At 47.0% G+C, this 17,572-nt stretch carries 13 protein-coding genes; all 13 read left to right on the top strand.

The window, feature by feature from the left end; translation table 11 throughout:
* Positions 1-122: 122 nt before the first annotated feature.
* Entirely contained in the window at positions 123-2,867 is a 2,745-nt protein-coding gene (locus P8F77_RS17835; protein WP_287520090.1) for a DUF6603 domain-containing protein, read from the top strand.
* A 12-nt stretch (positions 2,868-2,879) separates the two neighbouring features.
* Complete coding sequence (locus tag P8F77_RS17830; RefSeq protein WP_287520092.1) at positions 2,880-4,160, top strand: hypothetical protein; 1,281 nt, start codon at positions 2,880-2,882, stop codon at positions 4,158-4,160.
* Positions 4,132-4,950 (top strand): hypothetical protein, encoded by an 819-nt coding sequence (locus tag P8F77_RS17825; RefSeq protein WP_287520095.1) that lies wholly within the window; start codon positions 4,132-4,134, stop codon positions 4,948-4,950. Before P8F77_RS17830 ends, P8F77_RS17825 begins: the two co-directional genes overlap by 29 nt.
* A complete protein-coding gene (locus tag P8F77_RS17820) occupies positions 4,947-8,348 on the top strand; it encodes a hypothetical protein (RefSeq protein WP_287520097.1) in 3,402 nt (1,133 codons plus the stop codon). Before P8F77_RS17825 ends, P8F77_RS17820 begins: the two co-directional genes overlap by 4 nt.
* A gap of 5 nt (positions 8,349-8,353) precedes the next feature.
* Positions 8,354-9,640 (top strand): hypothetical protein, encoded by a 1,287-nt coding sequence (locus P8F77_RS17815; RefSeq protein WP_287520099.1) that lies wholly within the window; start codon positions 8,354-8,356, stop codon positions 9,638-9,640.
* Between the two features lie 15 nt (positions 9,641-9,655).
* On the top strand, positions 9,656-10,417 hold the full coding sequence (locus tag P8F77_RS17810; protein ID WP_287520101.1) for a hypothetical protein: 762 nt from the start codon (positions 9,656-9,658) through the stop codon (positions 10,415-10,417).
* Between the two features lie 10 nt (positions 10,418-10,427).
* Entirely contained in the window at positions 10,428-11,516 is a 1,089-nt protein-coding gene (locus P8F77_RS17805; RefSeq protein ID WP_024729134.1) for a hypothetical protein, read from the top strand.
* A gap of 41 nt (positions 11,517-11,557) precedes the next feature.
* Positions 11,558-13,096: a Hint domain-containing protein gene (locus P8F77_RS17800; RefSeq protein ID WP_287520103.1), complete on the top strand. Its 1,539-nt coding sequence runs from the start codon at positions 11,558-11,560 to the stop codon at positions 13,094-13,096.
* A gap of 19 nt (positions 13,097-13,115) precedes the next feature.
* A complete protein-coding gene (locus P8F77_RS17795) occupies positions 13,116-13,730 on the top strand; it encodes a hypothetical protein (protein ID WP_024729135.1) in 615 nt (204 codons plus the stop codon).
* 164 nt (positions 13,731-13,894) lie between these two features.
* Positions 13,895-14,062: a hypothetical protein gene (locus P8F77_RS17790; protein WP_287520106.1), complete on the top strand. Its 168-nt coding sequence runs from the start codon at positions 13,895-13,897 to the stop codon at positions 14,060-14,062.
* 25 nt (positions 14,063-14,087) lie between these two features.
* Positions 14,088-15,275, top strand: a complete 1,188-nt coding sequence (locus P8F77_RS17785; protein ID WP_270431864.1) for a methyltransferase domain-containing protein — start codon at positions 14,088-14,090, stop codon at positions 15,273-15,275.
* Between the two features lie 367 nt (positions 15,276-15,642).
* A complete protein-coding gene (rfbA, locus tag P8F77_RS17780) occupies positions 15,643-16,524 on the top strand; it encodes a glucose-1-phosphate thymidylyltransferase RfbA (RefSeq protein WP_024729137.1) in 882 nt (293 codons plus the stop codon).
* 16 nt (positions 16,525-16,540) lie between these two features.
* On the top strand, positions 16,541-17,572 hold the full coding sequence (gene rfbB / locus P8F77_RS17775) for a dTDP-glucose 4,6-dehydratase (RefSeq protein WP_024729138.1): 1,032 nt from the start codon (positions 16,541-16,543) through the stop codon (positions 17,570-17,572).

The following is a 17,572-nucleotide window of genomic DNA, read 5'->3' as shown; positions in this document are numbered from 1 at the left end:
ACATCGGAGTTTTAACAGGCATAGATACATAACGGTAATAATAAGAAGATCCTTCATTGCTGAGGGGTCTTTTTGTTTATTATTTTTCAGGAAAGACTTTGTTTTGAGACGGAGGTGATCATGTGGCAGAAGAACCGAAACTTAAGGCAGCACTCCAGACAGGAGTACATATAGCAGGAGAGCCTTTTCGGGCGTCCATTGTCTATGGTGAACACGGCCTTTGTCTGGGTGCCGGATGGGAAAATGATAATCATCACAAGCTGAGCCTGTGGGGTATCATGGACAGTCTGTCACTGGGTCTTCCCCAATTTTTGAACTGGGAAATGGAGCTTAAGAGAGCAGGAGTATTATACAGGGCGGGAAGACAGGAAATTTTAATGGAGATCAGCACTGCCGAAAACAGGAGACTTCTGTTTGCTGCCAAAATAAAAGAAGGGATTTACAGTCTCAGACTATATCCTGAAATCTCCTGCAGGCTTCGCGATCTGCCCGTGATGGGAAAATACTTGGGAGAGCAGGATTTGATCAGAGTCCGTTATATGCAGGCCGCATACCAGGAAGAGGGAGGATTCCGGGGACAGTGTCTCATAGAAGCCAGTTTTTCGGGAAACGAGTACAAATTCGGAGATGAGGACGTCAAACTTCCCCAGCAGGACATTGAGAAATCAAAGCCGCCGTCTCCGTCAGAAGAAAAGAAATCCGGCGTACACTGGATGGAACTGAACAAAAAAATCGGCCCTTGTTTTGTAAAAAGAATCGGAGGAGCGTTTCAGGACGGAGCAATCCAGGTGTGTGTGGATGCAGGAATTACGATCTCGGTCCTGACTCTTGAATTCATGGAACTTTCTCTGGGGATCAAGCCCGGACCGAAATTTGATTTTCAGTTTGGATTAAAAGGCATGGCAGTGACGGTGAAAAAACCTCCCCTGATGATCTCAGGAGGACTGTATGTGGCTGAACCCGGACGGCTCTATAACGGTGAAGTTACAGTGGCATTTGAGAAGTTCACTTTTTTAGCCCTCGGCTCTTACGGACTGACGAAAAAAACAGACAAACCTTCTTTTTTCGTATATTTGATGCTTGATTATGCGTTCGGCGGGCCGCCTTGTTTTTATATTACGGGATTATGCGCAGGTTTTGGCCTGAACCGGAAAATCAACATACCGTCTTTGTCCGGGGTCAAGGATTTTCCTTTTGTGGCAGCGGCAAGGGGCACAGGCGGGACATTAAAGCCGGGAACAGGAGCTTCCGAGGCCCTGAATACTCTGAGTGATCATATTGAACCGTGTGAGGGCATGAATTTTCTGACGGCAGGGGTCAAATTTACATCCTTCGGCATCGTAGAGTCGGTTGTGATTGTCAACGTGGAGTTCGGGACGAAATTTGAGCTTTCCCTCCTGGGGACGTCTGAGATCTCACTTCCTCCCAAGTGCAGTGATCCGGTTGTCTACGGATGCCTTAATCTGAGAGCGGTCTTCTCACCGGATGACGGAATTCTGCTGATCGAGGGGGCAATGTCAAATGACTCTTACCTGTTTTGCAGGGATGCCGGACTCACCGGAGGATTTGCTTTTTATTCCTGGCTTAAAGGAGAATATGCAGGGGATTTTGTGCTCTCTGTAGGAGGATATCATCCTCAGTTCCAGAGAAGGCATTATCCGGCGGTGGACAGGGTGGGACTGAACTGGAAGATCAGCGATCATCTGGAACTGATCGGAGAAGCTTATTTTGCGCTGACGCCAAACTGTCTGATGGCAGGGGGCAAACTGGAACTTAATTATCATACAGGAAAGCTTGCGGCCTGGTGTCATGCTTATGCGGACTTTCTGATCCGGTGGAAGCCGTTTCACTACGATATTAACATAGGAGTGAGTGTCGGCGCGTCCTACCGTCTGGACCTCTGCTTCATTCATAAGACTTTTAGGATCGAACTGGGCGCGGACCTGCACTTGTGGGGGCCTGAATTTTCCGGAACCGCACATATAAAATGGTTTATCATCTCTTTTACTATAAAGTTCAATTCGGGAAGCCAGAATCAGCCGCCAAGGCTTAACTGGAAACAGTTTTACACAGAATTTCTGCCGGATTTTGGCGGCGGCGTAAGAGGAGAAGTGTCCTCGTCCGACATCAGTGAAAAGAGCCAGGAGCCGCTGAAACTGGCAAGAATGAATCCGCAGGGAGGTTATCTTGGAGAAAGGGAGAAAGAAGGGACCAAATACCATTACATAAGTGCGAGACAGTTTCAAATGGAAATTGAGAGTGCCCTGCCGGTTGTGTCTGCACAGGTGAACAAAAAGGGTGAAAGACTTAAGAACCCGGGGTATGGGATATACCCCATGGGGCTTACGGGACTTCATGCTGCGCTGGATGTTCGTCTTTACGGATACGATGCGGATGGAAAGATGTCGGAGACAGGGGTGAATTACCGGCCCGTCTATAAAAATGTCCCCAGGGCATTGTGGAATGACCGGAGACCGGATATGAACCAGGACATGATAAAGGACGCATGCATGGGACTTTCCATCTGGGGCGGCGAAAAGACCGGACACTTCATACCGCCGGATAAAGGAGGAAGTCCGGGATGGTACCGGCTGGCACAGCTCTTAAAAAATGAGGAGTACCACTGTCCGGAGCATTTTATGTGGGAGAAGACAAAAAACATAGAGGGAAAGGATTTTACGGGAGAAGAGATGGAGGATTCCATTGCGGAAAATGATAAGAGAAGAGAATGGCTCTCGGAACTGAATGAGTTTGGAGTGAGGACGGAAGACGAGATCCATATGGAGCATTTTGCAGCACATTTAAAGCAGCTCCTCTCTGCACCGGCGGAGATGAGGAGTATGGGATACCGGGGAGATAAAAAATAAGGAGGTCCGGCTATGGAAGTGAGCATGAGGTTTGCAGACGAAGATCTGCCTGAGATAAAGAGCGGGCTTTATGAGCTGGAAATAGAAGTGAATACCGGGATCAGAGAAGACGGCACGGAAAAACAGAGCAAAGAGACAATTCACCTGGTCGCCGCGGCAAAAAGATTTTCGATGGACCCCGGCGAGGTGTATTCTGTTTATCCGGCGGCAGGGAGTGAAGGAGAGTTTTCAAACTGTCTTCCCCATATTGTGTTTAACCGGGGGACTCTGCCGTGGGAGTTCGGGTGCCGGGACGGAAGCCCGGGGCTGGCTGTATTCCTCTGTACGGAGGATGAGGGAGTGCAAAAGCGCACGATGAAAGTGGCAGACATTTGCTGTCCGAAAGAACCGGGTGTTTTTGTATCCGAACACCTCCGGGCGCAGAACAGCGATGCCGAAACCGGGGATGAAACATGTGAGTTTGTGGATATTCCCCTGAAATTATACCGTCGGCTGTTCACAGACTCGGAAGAGCGAAAACTCCTCACTCATGTAAGACAGGTGAAGCTTGATGACAAGGTAACAGATCCTCTGGTCAGGGACGGGACATTTTCCTGCCTGGTGTCGAAGAGGTATCCGAAGGAGCCGGAAGAAAAGGGGAAAAAGACTGCCCATAAAGCCTATGTAGTTTCTCTTAAAGAGTATGAGGGGGTCACCATTCCTGAAAATGCAGGATTTGTGCGTCTGATCTGCCTGTATGCATGGGAGTTTGTCGTCACAAAACAACCGTATGATTTCCGGGCAGCTTTGAAGAGAATCTCTCCCGGTGTGCTGAAAAGGGCGGTGAGCCCGGAAGGAAAGCAGGGGGAGCTTGTGGATATTTTAAGCAGGGGGTACTGTCCGGTGAATCACGATGTCAGGGATGGGAGCAAAACGGTTTCCTGGTATCGGGGACCCTGGATTCCATACGGAGAAAAACAGATGAAACCCAGATACCGGATATTCTCGGATCAATTTTATTTTTATGATCCCGCCTGCGGAATGATGGATGTAAGTTATGCATGTGCATGGCAGCTGGGACGGATGGTTTCCATGAATCATCTGACGGTGTGCAGGGAGCTTGTTTCATGGAGGCTGGATCACTGCTCGGAGGCGGCACAGAATTTTCAGCAGAGCCAGCTTTTTGACCGGATTCCTGCAGAGGGAAAAGATGTGGGGGAGCAGCTTATAAACGCATGTGTCCGGGCGGCCAGTCAGCTGGCAGCCGAGAAAGGGGATGAGGCCGATGGGACGGTGGATTCAGGGAAAGTGTGACCGTACCGGCTATTTTGAGGGGCTGGGCTCCGAAGGATTTCCGGAATCAGTGCTGGAACTGTTAAAAGAGGCAAGCCTGTTTTATCATGTTCCGGCGGCGTACTTGTTTCCGGTGCCGGATATGCTGAAAAAGGACAGCCTGAACTTTTTTCAGGTGGACCACAACTGGGTGCTGGCAATGCTGGACGGGATCTGCAGTGTGGGAAGGAATGCATCCATCGACTATACCCATGACACGGAGCTGATCGTGGATATTTACCGGCAGGCTTTAAGGGAAAATGAGCAGGTGCGCCTGAAACTCCAGGAAAGAGAATACACGGATACAGGAGAGGATGTCCCGGAAGTGATCAGCGGATTTCTGCTGAATTCGGTTTTGACAGAAAATTTCCGGGGACTGGAATTTCGGGCATATGGTCAGCGGGAGGGAGGAGAGCCCTTAAAGGCGCTTCGGATTGAAACTCTCGGGCGACAGCTTCTTCTGGGAATTTTTAAAGGAGAGATCCGCAGGCTTGAGATTGCGCAGCCACCGGAGGGGCTCCATTTTGGATTCCATACCGAAGACGGGGTGATGAAAAAAACGGTCCGGGAGATCAACGAGGGAAAGCTGGGTGACAAACAGGCGGAGCTTGTCTGGAAATCCAAAGAAGACAGAGTGATCGATGTGAAAGCCTCGGCGGCCAAACTGAAGGAGGTAGCAGGACTTCAAAATATGACATCGGCAGAATTTGCACTGGAGATGATACAAAACGCACAGACCGGAGTGTATACAATGGGGGAGGAATTTAAATGAGAATTTCAGATGATCTTGAAGAAATGCGCCTGCTCCCAATCCATGTGGAGGCTGCTGTGTTCGGCAGCGGGAGAAATGTTTCCATGGCCAACATCAATGATAATTATCGGAGCCTGCTGGCAGCGCCGGCGGGAGATGACATGGAGAGCAAAACATTTACGGGAAACAACAGCCCGGAGGAGCCCGGGGTACATCTGCATTTTATTCTTCCGGAGGAGTTCACCCACGGAAGCCAGCAGGAGGAAGGCGGGGATATCGTCTATCCGGACTTTCCGAACCGGTGGACTGTAACAAGGATCGCGGTTTTGGAAAGCGAAGGAAAGGAACCGGTTTTGACGAGAAAAAACTGGATTCTTGAGAGTGATCTTCTCTCAGCGTTCCCCGACAGCGACAAACAGTACACGTCCATCGGATATCATGATCCGAAAAAACCGTACCGGTTTCTGGGCAAAATGAGAGACTGCGACGGCGTGATTACTTCTCCCGGAGAACATCTTCCCCATCTTTCGGCAGTGAGTACGGGGAAGCCTCATTTCAGCGGATATTATCCGGAGTGTAAAAATGTCCTTGGCTGTTATGACAGTCTTTCTGATCTTGAGGTCAAAGAAGGGACAGAGGATTTTATAAGACTTACTTATATTGTGTGCGGCTGGACAGAGAATGAGGACCCCAAAGATCATACGGTGTGCCATGGAATTGTCACCGGAATCAAATGGACGGGTCCCTCCGGCAGCTATGAGACAGGGCTCCCAAGCGGCACCAGCATGCCCAATGTGGCGGTGGGAAATTCACTGGAAGAGGCGGCGGCAGCCCTCGGAAGCTATTATCTGAAGCAGCCGGCGATGGAAAAAGTGCTGAAGCATTTGTTTTTCGGCACCCTGTCCGAGTGGGAGAAGCTTGACGGAGCTTTGGAGGGGGAGAAGAAGATCAAACAGTACCAGTTCCTCCCCGAACCCTCCAAGGAAGAGCTTAAAATTCAGGGAAAAGAAGCCGGGTGTTTTCGGGAAAGGGAGGAAATCCTTTATGAGATTTTCCGCCGCAGAAGACATCAGGAGGAATATGAGGAGCAGATTAAAGAAGAACGGCAGGAGATCTATCTGCTCTGGCGAAAATATGCGATGGACCCCAAATTTCTTGAAAAGGCAAAGAGCGGAATTTCACAGAGGATGGAAGCGGTCACTGATCTGGAAAAGAAAAGGAAACATGAGGAAGCCCTGGAGCAGGAGACGGTCAAAAAACTCAGAGCTCTGCTTGGAGATGGGGAAGCATTGATTGAAGCACCGGGAGAGAGATACTGGAGGCCGAGAGACCTGACGTTCTTGCTGGAAGGGGCCGGCCAGAGCAGCATCTATAAGCGGCTGGAAGAGTATAAAATTGACGGTAAGATCCCCGGGCGGAACCGGAAAGATATCATTTCTGAAGTCATAGTGAAGATTTCGGGAGTTACGGAAGGAGAAGAGGTCAAAATTTCAGGTGAGCAGCTTTTAGAGGGGACGGAGCGGATCAAAGAACCGGTCATAGAGCAGCTTGTCCGGGAGGGGGCACTGACTGCCAGGGGCTGTATTTTCTATACGGCGGACAAGCTTCTGCGCCGGTATAAAAAACAGAGAGACACAAGGCTGATGTCTCATGCGGTCACGGCATATGAAGACTGTCTTAATAGCAGAGAAAACCTATGTGGAGGAACAATGGCCAGTCCTATTGGAAACTATGTATGGTCTCCGGCGTGGAATCCCCTGATCCTTGAGTGGAGTATCAAGTATTATCCCGACCCGAAAATAAAAGAGGGGGCTTCGGGCTTTGAAAACTGGAGGCTAAAAGAGACGGATTTTGACTATGAAGGAGAAACGATCGGGGAGGAAGTTTTTGAGCCTTTCACCGGCAGATGTATTTTATCACCATATGGGGCTGACTATTTGTCAGGGATGTTTAAGAAATATGTGTCGGATGAGAAATACAGGGATATAGGCAATAAGATGGCAGGGATGAAGATTTTGTCACAGAGCCTGGACGGTTTTCATGACAAACTGATCACCAGAAAGGAAAGTGTGGTTGTGGCTCCATGGATGAACCGGACTTTAGACCAGGAGATCACGGCGCTGACTTCCCGGGCCATTCAGGGGACAGAACTTTACGAGGACTTGAATCAGTCCAAGAGAAACCAGAGAAAGCCGACAGAGGCCTTTTATCCCATAAGGGCGGGCTTCGGAAGGATTGACCGGGTCCGTGTGATCGACAGCTTTGGAAGGGTGCTGAAGTATGATGTAGGAGACGTAATCGTGCCTGAGAACCTTCGAATGGGGCAGGATAATCCTGCACCAAGGTTTTTGCTGAGGCCGAGAATCCTGGCGCCTATGAGGCTTAGAAGCCGCTGGATTATGCAGGAGACAGGCATAGGTGATGAAATATCACCGGTTTTTGGATGGCTGTGGGTGAACCTTTTGGATTCCTGTCTGCACATCTACCATCCGGACGGCACTATGGCCGGCAGTATTCAAAATACCATGAGGATGGACGGCAGCGGCATCTTTGAAATTTCTTTGAGGAACCCGCCGGGGCAGACAAGGAAAGAAGAGGAGATCTTAGACGGGATGGGGCCCAGCCTCCGGGGATTTGCGGAAGGGCTCTTAGAAGCCGGCAGGAGAGAACCGTCCACGATACCGGAATTTTTAAAGGCTCTCGATGACAGTATGTGGACAAGCAGATCCGGAGGCGGTACTGCTCAGGAACAGATTCAGGCCGGCATGGGCAGGCCGCTGGCACTGGCAGGGATTGAAATTAAGGTGGAAGTGAAGGGCAGCAGCCCTGTGCCCATGATTTACGATAACAGTGAAAGGGCAGAGTCTCTGCTTGATCGGCTTCAGATACCTCTTCGCATCGGAGACGAAGTCCGCCAGACAGACGGGACTGCAGGGTTTTATCTGCACGGAGAAGGCGGGGGATTTTGCGTATTTCATCAGTGCCGGAGCGAGAAGGGAACAGAGAGCAGGACGGCATATCTGGATCAGAATACAACGCTGAACATGAAAACGGCAAAAGACGCTTTGCCCACAAGACTGACTGTTTTGTTTCATCCGGCAGGAAATATCAGTATGACAACAGGGCTGCTTCCGGTCAAAGAGATGAAACTCAGCGAAGCCTGGACAGAGCGGGCTATAGAGAATATTTATCTTACATTGTATTACGGGCCTTTCCTGACGCCGCAAAGCCAGCTTCAGATGTTTCTTCCCAAAGCTATGGAAAAAGAATGGAGCTTTTTATCCTTTGAAAAACCGGGAATAAAAAATGAGGAACGGGACATCAAACCTCCGTGGATGGACATGGACCAGGAAGAAGAATGGAAACAGATCAAAGAAGGCTGGCTGCTGCTTAAGGCCGGTGCGAAAGAAAAGGGGTGACTGTGATGGAAGGAACATTTACGTTTGAGACTGTGGGAGGAAATAAACTGATCGTCTCTGACAGTCAGGCGTCTCCTGCCAAAAATAAACTGGAGATCAAGGTTACGTATGATCAGAATGAGGAACCGCTGATCAGCCAGATCGAGTATGCATTTTCGGCGGGAACGAAAGGCAAAGATTTTGCGGAACTAAAGAATCTCAGACAAATAGAATTCAAGATAGATAATTGGACTGTGGTTGATGTTTCAAAAGAAGAATTTATAGAACTGAAAAGTCAGAAGAAAGAAAAGCGGAGTGGAAATGCCGGGTGGTATGCGTGCAGGTTTGAGGAGGAAGAAGAATTTATCTATGCTTTAACACCGGGCGAAGCGTGGTCTATGAAGGATCAACAGATTATGGATCTGATGATGGAAAACGTGGTGACCACTGCCGCGGAAGGTGCTTCTGTTATCCGGTGCACTGTCGGGATTCTTGCAGAAGATCCGCAGGAATATGGGTTGGAGATTAAAAAAGAACGGGATCACACAGTGAAGGTCCAGGATTTTTATCCCGAGTCGGGATGTGCTCTGTCGGGAGAGCAGGTCAGGCTCAGCTGGTTTGTCCAAAACGCCCAAAAGCTGTTTTTGTATACCGGAGCGTCAAAGAAGGAAATCGATCCGGCAAAGAGTAGTGAGTTAGTGACTGTTTCTGATACTACGGAATATACGCTGGAAGCAGTTAACGGTGAGAAGAAGGATACAAGAAAAATTTCGATCCAGGTACTGCCGCTCTGCCTGAGACAGTTTTGGGCCGACTATGAGGAAGAAAAGATTAAGTGGGACGTATGCTGCGGGGATCACATTAAAATAAACGGTATTTCCACAAGCTTTGCATCCGGGTCGGCGAATCTCAGTGAGTATACGCCGGGACGCCCTGTTGTTCTGACCGCAGAGGGGAAAAATACGTCTGTGGAGAGTGCAGTGTACTATGGAACAGAAGATGAGAGAATTGATATCGTACATTTTCAGAAAACCATTACATTTTATAAAGGCTTTCAGATTTTGGACGTCCTGTGGAAACTTTATGAGCTGAAAAGCAAAAATACTGCAAAATCCATCCGCATTGTCTATCAGGATCGTGAGCGGAATGAACTTTACGACATAAAGGGAGGTGAGAATCTGGGAACGGAGGGAAGCTGGCAGCAGATATTGACGGGAACAGAGGCAACAAGGGCAGGAGAGAATATTTTGGTGACGATGTATGTGGAAAGATATGATGACGGAGCACACAAAGGTTATCAGATTACAATTTAGAAAAAGGGGAATGCCATGGAAATTAAGTCATTTAAAATAAACGGGACCGACCCGGAGCAGACATACGAGGCAGACGCAGGAGAACTTCTGAAGCTTATGTGGGATTGTCCGGACTGTGATTTTTGTATGATCTATCCGTACAACTGGAAAGTCGACAGAAACGGAGAACTGGAAGTCTATATTTATGAAACAATGACCGTAATCCTCAGAGCAGTCAAGGGCAGGGAGAGTGTACAAAAAGAGATTACAGCAAAAATCAGCGGGGGAGAAGATGTAAAGGAGATTTCTGTATCCCCTGCGGGTCCTGTCAGTGCCGGTGAGGAGACCAAATTTGATTTTGAGCTGGGAAAAACTGATTTTGGGTATTTAGATCATGGAATCGGCAGAGTCGAGGGGAACTCAGGAAGTTATGTTTTAAAGAACCAATACACCGTATATAGATATGACATTCTGGCTGCCGGCGGAGAAATCGGATATAAAGAAAAGACGGTAAAGGCGGGAAGATCGGACGCACTGGAAATCCAGAGGCTTAAATATGTGATGATGAAGAATGGGAATGAGCAAAGGTATGAGCTCTCGTGGAGGATTGTGAACAATGACGGAAAGGACGTGATCATCGAGGCGTCGGATCACAAGAGCACATTTGCAAAGAGTGCTTCCGGACATGCGTCCTTTACCCGGACAGGCGGGGACACCGTGACGCTTTCTATCCGGTGTGATGCAGGAGAAAAGGGGAAAATTGAATTTGCGGATATTTATCCGTTTGAACTGAAATAAGGAGGTTACTATGGCATACGAAAGTATTACGATCGGTACGGAACAGGAAATAAAAGAAGTATATCTGTTTCTCGTCAATGAAGATGGTTCGCCGGCTGAGTTGGACCAGGACAGCAAGGCCATTGCTTCTATTTGGGAAGGGGAGGAGAAGCTTGCTGATGTGACTGCAGACACAAGAATTACCATTCCAGGATTCGGGACGTGTTTTCAGCTGGAGCTTGCCACCACGCCCGCAGGAAACCATGAAGCGGACCGATGGAGAAAAAGAAAAGAAGCGATTAAGCTTTTTGTCAGGGAATTTGTGCCCATGCAGAAACAGACAAAAAACCCTGCGGACGCTGACCTTACAGTAGCAGGGAAACATTATATTGCCGGTGAATTCTCGACAGAGGTTCAGGGAGAAAGATTGGAGACGTATAAGATAAAAGGAAAACCCGGAGACCGCAGAAAATTTTATTTTTTCCGGAATGAGTACCACTCCGTTATCAGATGTGCCAATCAGATGACGATTGGAATCGGAAGAGATGATCTTACCGGCGAGTTTTTACAGAAAGCACTTTGGGACCGGCGAAAATGGGATATGCCATGGATGAAAGATCTGTCGGAAGAACTGGCCGATCCGCTTGGGGCTGTCAATCCCACGGCGGAGCAGAAATTTATGTACAGTTACGTTGGATCAATCTTCGACTGGTCCGTAAAACTTTATGTCAGGCAGCATCCAAATCATACACATTTTACAGACTTTGACAGAAACCATGCAGAAGAAAAAAATATGTGGGGTGTGCTTCCCAGGTCACCGGTATATAAGCTGGTGGATTATTTAAAAATTAACGAAAAAAGTGTTTTTAACTTTTTGAAAAGCAGGAAATTTAATGACGGAAACAGTCCCGAAAAAATGGCAGAGAATCAAATCTATTCAGAACTCTCAGAAGAATTCTGGAATCTTTATGACAGCGGAGACGGGTTTACTGCGGACTCTTTGCTCCGGGCCGGAGTAATCTCCAATACGGGCAATCAGTATCTGTTTGAATTTCGTACAGTCAGGACCAAAATTGAAAATATTTATGAGGACAGCAGCCAGTATATTTACAGAGGATAATAAAAGTCAAAATTCATTGAAAGTTAAGAAAGGGGGATATTATGCGGGAAATACAGACGGAACTTTTTAAGGGCAAAGAAAAAGAGATACTCGTCAGTATCTTCGGAGGAGAGCAGAAATTAAAAGAGGAATACCCGGCATTGTATGAAGACATGGTAACGGCACAAAAGCAGGCCGGGAACCGGAATGAAGAGGGAAGGGCAAGTACACAGAACGCCGATTTTGATGGATGGGAGGAATTTGAAAAATTAAGGCTGTTTTATGATTCAAAGGCAAAAATACTCACGGTAAAAGGAAAGATCCATAAATCAGGCGGTCCCAATTATTTGATTGCAAGGCTGAAAATTTGGAATGAGCAGGGGAAAACATGGACTTTTTCTTATGCAGTAACGCAGTGCAGTTTCCTTATGATTGAGGAGAAGATAAGGATGGAACGGGAGGAACTGTCCGGAATACAGGCAGAAATCAATTATATGTTAAGGGTTCCCGCCCTCTGGAAGCCGGTTAAGGCAGGAAATCTGAGGGGAACCGCGGTCATCGGTGCGGGCCTGGATATTATCGGAAAGGGCCAGATTCTTCATCCGGTGTCCAAAGCCGGAAGGTCCAAGATCAACATTGTTTATTTCCGCACAGATGCCATGGGTACATCGGACTACTTTTATGCGAATCCCGAGAGACGGAACAATAATTTTTGTGTTTATCTGCCGATTGCCATTCAGTTTGAGATGGACGCAGGAAAGCAGGCGGCTCAAAATTCCAGGGTGCAGGGAGATATTTATATTTATAGCACCAGACATTCCACGGTGCAGTTTCAAAACTTTCAGCAGATTAAATTAATCCCTGCATCTCAGTGGAGCAATATGCCGCCGTTTTATCCTTTGATATCACAGAGATTTACAAAGGGATACCTGTTAGTTCTGCCTCAGGCGTGGAACAGCTTTATCAGCCAGGGCGGCGTGGCAGGGGAAGATGACTTTTATTTATCCATGTATATAGAGTTCTCGTGTACAGATGGGCTTCGATATTCTCTGCAGATGGACAGTCAGCTGGTCCCAAAAAAATATGAGGGAGGCAATCTTGTGGAGATCCCCTGTATGCATCTGCTCTGGGGATGCCTTGAAAAAGGAGCTGTGATCAAAACAAGGGGTCGGGGCAGTATTCCGGTGTGTGATGTAAAGATTGGGAATTACGTGGCTTCCGCCAAGGGAACCTATGAAAAGGTCATCAATATTTATACGGGAAATGAAGAAATCCTGAAATATATAAAGGCCGGAGGAAAAACCATCATGATGACAATGGACCATCCGGTCATGACAAAGGAAGGATGGAAACAGGCAAGAGAGGTCACTGCGTCAGATCAGATCTGCATGGATGGAGAACTGTACAGTCCGGTGGATGAGGTTTATGATGAGCCTTATTATGACCGGGTGTATTCTCTGGAACTGGAACAGGGAGAAGGATTTTTTGCCAATGGTTTTTATGTGGGAGACTTTGGAAAGCAAAACAGTATGGAGAAGCCGGAACCGAAGCTGCCGCAGGATATCCTGAATGATTTAGAGAAGTTTAAAAATTTTTCATAAAAGAGAAAGGAGAAACATTATGCCAGATCCAAAAGAACCAAGCGAAGTAGTGCCAAAGGAACCGGAAATAGTTCTGGAAGGAGGGACGGGAACAGATGTCGCGATCCCTGTACGCATCAATGCGGGAGTGAAATTTACGCTGCTGAAAAATCATTTTGTGGCTGCGCTCGAAAAGGACGGGGACGTCATGATGCTCCTGCTGGCACCGACGGATTCTGCCGGACAGGAGGGAATGACCATACAGGAGATGGTGGAGGAAGTCAAGCAACTAATGGGAGCCAAAGAAGGAGACAAAGAAGTTGCGGATATGGAGACTCAGCTGAACAGTACAGTGAGCAGTATGAGTGATCCTAAGAAAGCAGGCAGCGGTTTTGATCCTATGTCAATCCGTATCTATGTACAGCAGGCGTTTCTCTATTACCGTTCTGCTAAAAAGGAGGATGGAACAAAAGAAAAAGAGCTGGAATATGCCTTCAGTCTGAAAGCCGATACTTCAAAGCTTCTTGGAAACATGGACCTGTTCACTCTCGACGAAATCTATTTTTCAGTGTGGAAAACAAACCGTAAAAAGGTCACAGACACTATGAATATGTTTATGATCGAAGACTTTTTGAAAGAGACGGCACAGGCCTGAAGCAGTTTGAAAATTATAAATAAACAGGAGAACATTCCCGGGGGCAGGAGCCTCCGGGAATGTCTTGTGTTGAGATATATTTTGGAGAAGTAGTGGAAATATTACAAAAATAGTATTATAATATAACAATAATATAATCAAATAATAATCAAAAGGAGTGCGTTATGGCAGGAAAAGTTGAAGTATGTTTTTATTGTGATCCAAACCATCAGGGCAGAAAGGATCTTATGATCGAAGCTGAACAGATTTTGCTCCCCGGAGTCTCTTCAGCTTTTTATCTGCTTTCATACAGGCTTGTGAGAGAAAGGAGAATCACTTATACTGGTAGATAGAAACTGCGAGGGAGGCGGGAATCTTATGCAGAAGTGTTATACTACCGGTGAATTTGCCAAAAAGGCGAAAGTGACCATCCGGACCATTCGGTATTATGATAAAAAAGGCATTTTACAGCCGAGTTTCCGCAACGATGCCGGATACAGGATGTATACAGACCAGGACTTTTTAAAACTCCAAAAAGTGCTGTCTTTAAAATATCTGGGATTTTCCCTGGAAGAGATCAAAAATATGACCATTAACGATGACGTATCAGATATTACGAAATCTCTCCAGATGCAGGCGGATTTGCTGCACAAAAAAGCAGAGCATTTAAAGCTGATGGAAGAAGCTCTGCGAAAGACGACAAAAGTGATTGAAGAGACCAGCGAGGTAGACTGGAATGAGATTCTTGGCCTGATCCATATGACGAGTATGGAGCGGATGCTGGTAGAACATTATCAAAATTCCACGAATCTGGATATCAGGATCAGCCTGCACGACAGGTTTTCTGTAAATAAACAGGGGTGGTTTCCGTGGCTTTTTTCTCTTGTGGATTTCAAGGACGCAGGCGCAGTGCTTGAGGTCGGCTGCGGCAACGGGCAGATGTGGAAAAATGAAAAAACAAAAGAACTGTCCGGTCTGAAAGTCGTGCTATCCGATATCTCGGAGGGGATGCTGTCTGATGCCGAAAAGAATATTGAACAGGTGAAAGGACCTGATTTTTCGTTTCAGAGGTTTGACTGCCAGAACATACCGTTTTCTGACAAGAGCTTTGACAGGGTCATTGCAAATCATGTGCTGTTTTATGTTGGCAGTCTTCAAAAGGCATTGGAGGAAATACACAGAGTAATGAAAGATGACGGGATTTTTTACTGCAGCGCTTATGGAAAAGAACATATGAAAGAAGTTACTATGCTGGTCCAGGAATTTGATCCGCGTATCAGCTTGTCGGAAGTGAATCTTTTTGACATGTTTGGCCTTGAGGGAGGGGAAGCTGTCCTCAAAAGGTATTTTGCAGATGTGAAAAAGATTGAGTACGAGGATGCCCTGATCGTTACCGAGGCAGAGCCTCTGCTGGATTATATTCTTTCCTGCCATGGAAACCAGAATGAGATATTAAATGACCGTCAGATGGAATTTAAGGAGTTTCTCAAAAAGAAAATAGATACACAGGGGCAAGTAAAAATTACGAAACAGTCTGGTGTATTTGTATCGAAGAAAGCGAAATGATAAGAAAACAGATTTATACTGAAAATAAAGAAAGGAGCAAACTGCCCACATCGGTGGTTAGCCTCTGGGGTAAGAAATAAACCTACCTTGACTGGCCAAGTACAAAGGTAGGTTTATTTATGTTATAGGAAGCTCCTGCGGAACCTCCTATAACATAAAGGCGCTACGCGGGTTGTGCACGGATGCGTAAGGAAATTATTTGCCTTCGGCAATCATGAACATTCCAAACGTTATCATTAAAGATAAGACAATATATTTACAAAAAAGAAAATGTTTAAAATATAAAATCAAGTCTTGACGATTACGTTACGTCACCCACTATAATAACACTAACTGATAACGGACAAAGAGAAAGGGAATATTCATTATGAAAGGAATTATTTTAGCCGGCGGCTCAGGGACAAGGCTGTATCCGCTGACAATGGTGACGTCAAAGCAGCTGCTTCCGATCTATGACAAGCCGATGATTTATTATCCGCTGTCTGTGCTCATGGACGCAGGCATCAGGGAGATCCTGATCATTTCCACTCCGGATGATACCCCCCGGTTTGAGGCACTTTTAGGAGACGGACATCAGTTTGGCATCGAGCTTTCCTACGCGGTTCAGCTTTCACCGGACGGGCTTGCACAGGCATTTATCATCGGAGAAGAATTTATCGGTGATGACAATGTGGCTATGGTCCTGGGGGACAATATTTTTCATGGACACGGGCTCAGAAAACGTCTTCAGACTGCGGCCAACAAAAAGAGCGGGGCTACGGTATTCGGCTATTATGTAGATGACCCGGAGAGGTTCGGCATTGTAGAGTTTGATTCTGACGGAAAAGCGATCTCCATAGAAGAGAAGCCGGAACATCCAAAGTCCAACTACTGTGTGACGGGACTGTATTTTTATGACAACCGGGTTGTAGAGTACGCAAAAAACCTTGCGCCTTCGGACAGAGGTGAGTTAGAAATTACAGATCTGAATAAAATCTACCTGGAAAACGGAGAACTGGAAGTTACTCTGCTGGGACAGGGATTCACCTGGCTGGACACAGGGACACATGAATCCCTCGTGGAGGCGACCAACTTTGTCAAAACGGTGGAGACACATCAGCACAGAAAGATTGCATGCCCGGAGGAGATCGCATACCTTCAGCACTGGATCACCAGGGACCAGCTGTTAAAAGACATTGAGCCTCTGAAAAAGAACCAGTACGGACAATACCTTTTGGATGTAATGAATGGGAAATATATAGACAAGTAAGACGGGAGAAAACATTATGAAGATTTTAGTGACCGGCGGCGCCGGATTTATCGGAGGGAATTTTGTTCATCACATGGTGAATAAGTATTCGAATGATGAGATCGTGAATCTGGATCTGCTCACCTATGCAGGGAATCTGGAGACTTTAAAACCTGTGGAAGACAAGCCCAACTATAAGTTTGTAAAGGGAGATATCGCGGATGAGCCGTTTATCATGGACCTGTTTGAAAAAGAGCGTTTTGACATGGTCGTCAACTTTGCGGCGGAGAGCCATGTAGACCGCTCCATCACAGATCCGGGTATCTTTGTTACAACCAATGTAATGGGAACCAGAGTTCTTCTGGATGCCTCAAAAAAATACGGTGTAAAACGGTATCACCAGGTATCTACGGATGAAGTGTACGGGGATCTTCCTCTTGACCGTCCGGATTTGTTTTTTACGGAGGAGACACCTCTCCACACATCGAGTCCTTACAGCAGTTCCAAGGCCAGTGCAGACCTGTTTGTCCTGGCGTATTACCGCACATACGGACTCCCAGTGACAATTTCCAGATGCTCCAATAACTATGGACCATATCATTTCCCGGAAAAACTGATTCCGCTCATTATAAGCAGGGCGCTGGCGGATGAGGAACTTCCGGTATACGGAAAAGGGGAGAATGTAAGAGACTGGCTCCATGTGTCTGATCACTGTGAAGCCATCGATCTGATCCTCCATAAAGGAAAACCGGGGGAAGTCTACAATGTAGGCGGACACAACGAACGCACAAACCTTGAGGTGGTGCAGACCATACTTAAAGCATTGGATAAGCCGGAAAGCCTGATCAAATTTGTGACAGACCGCCCGGGACACGATATGCGCTATGCCATCGACCCGACAAAGATAGAGACAGAGCTTGGATGGAAGCCAAAGTATACATTTGATACCGGTATACGTCAGACGATCGAGTGGTACTTAGACAACAAAGAATGGTGGCAGAATATTTTATCCGGTGAATATGCAAACTATTTTGAGAATCAGTATGGAAAAAGGTTAGAACAGGAGTAG

The sequence above is a fragment of the Anaerostipes sp. PC18 genome, from assembly GCF_039789045.1.
Lineage (GTDB): Bacteria > Bacillota > Clostridia > Lachnospirales > Lachnospiraceae > Anaerostipes > Anaerostipes hominis.
Note: the sequence above shows the minus strand (reverse complement) of the source record. Positions and strands in the feature narration are given on the sequence as shown.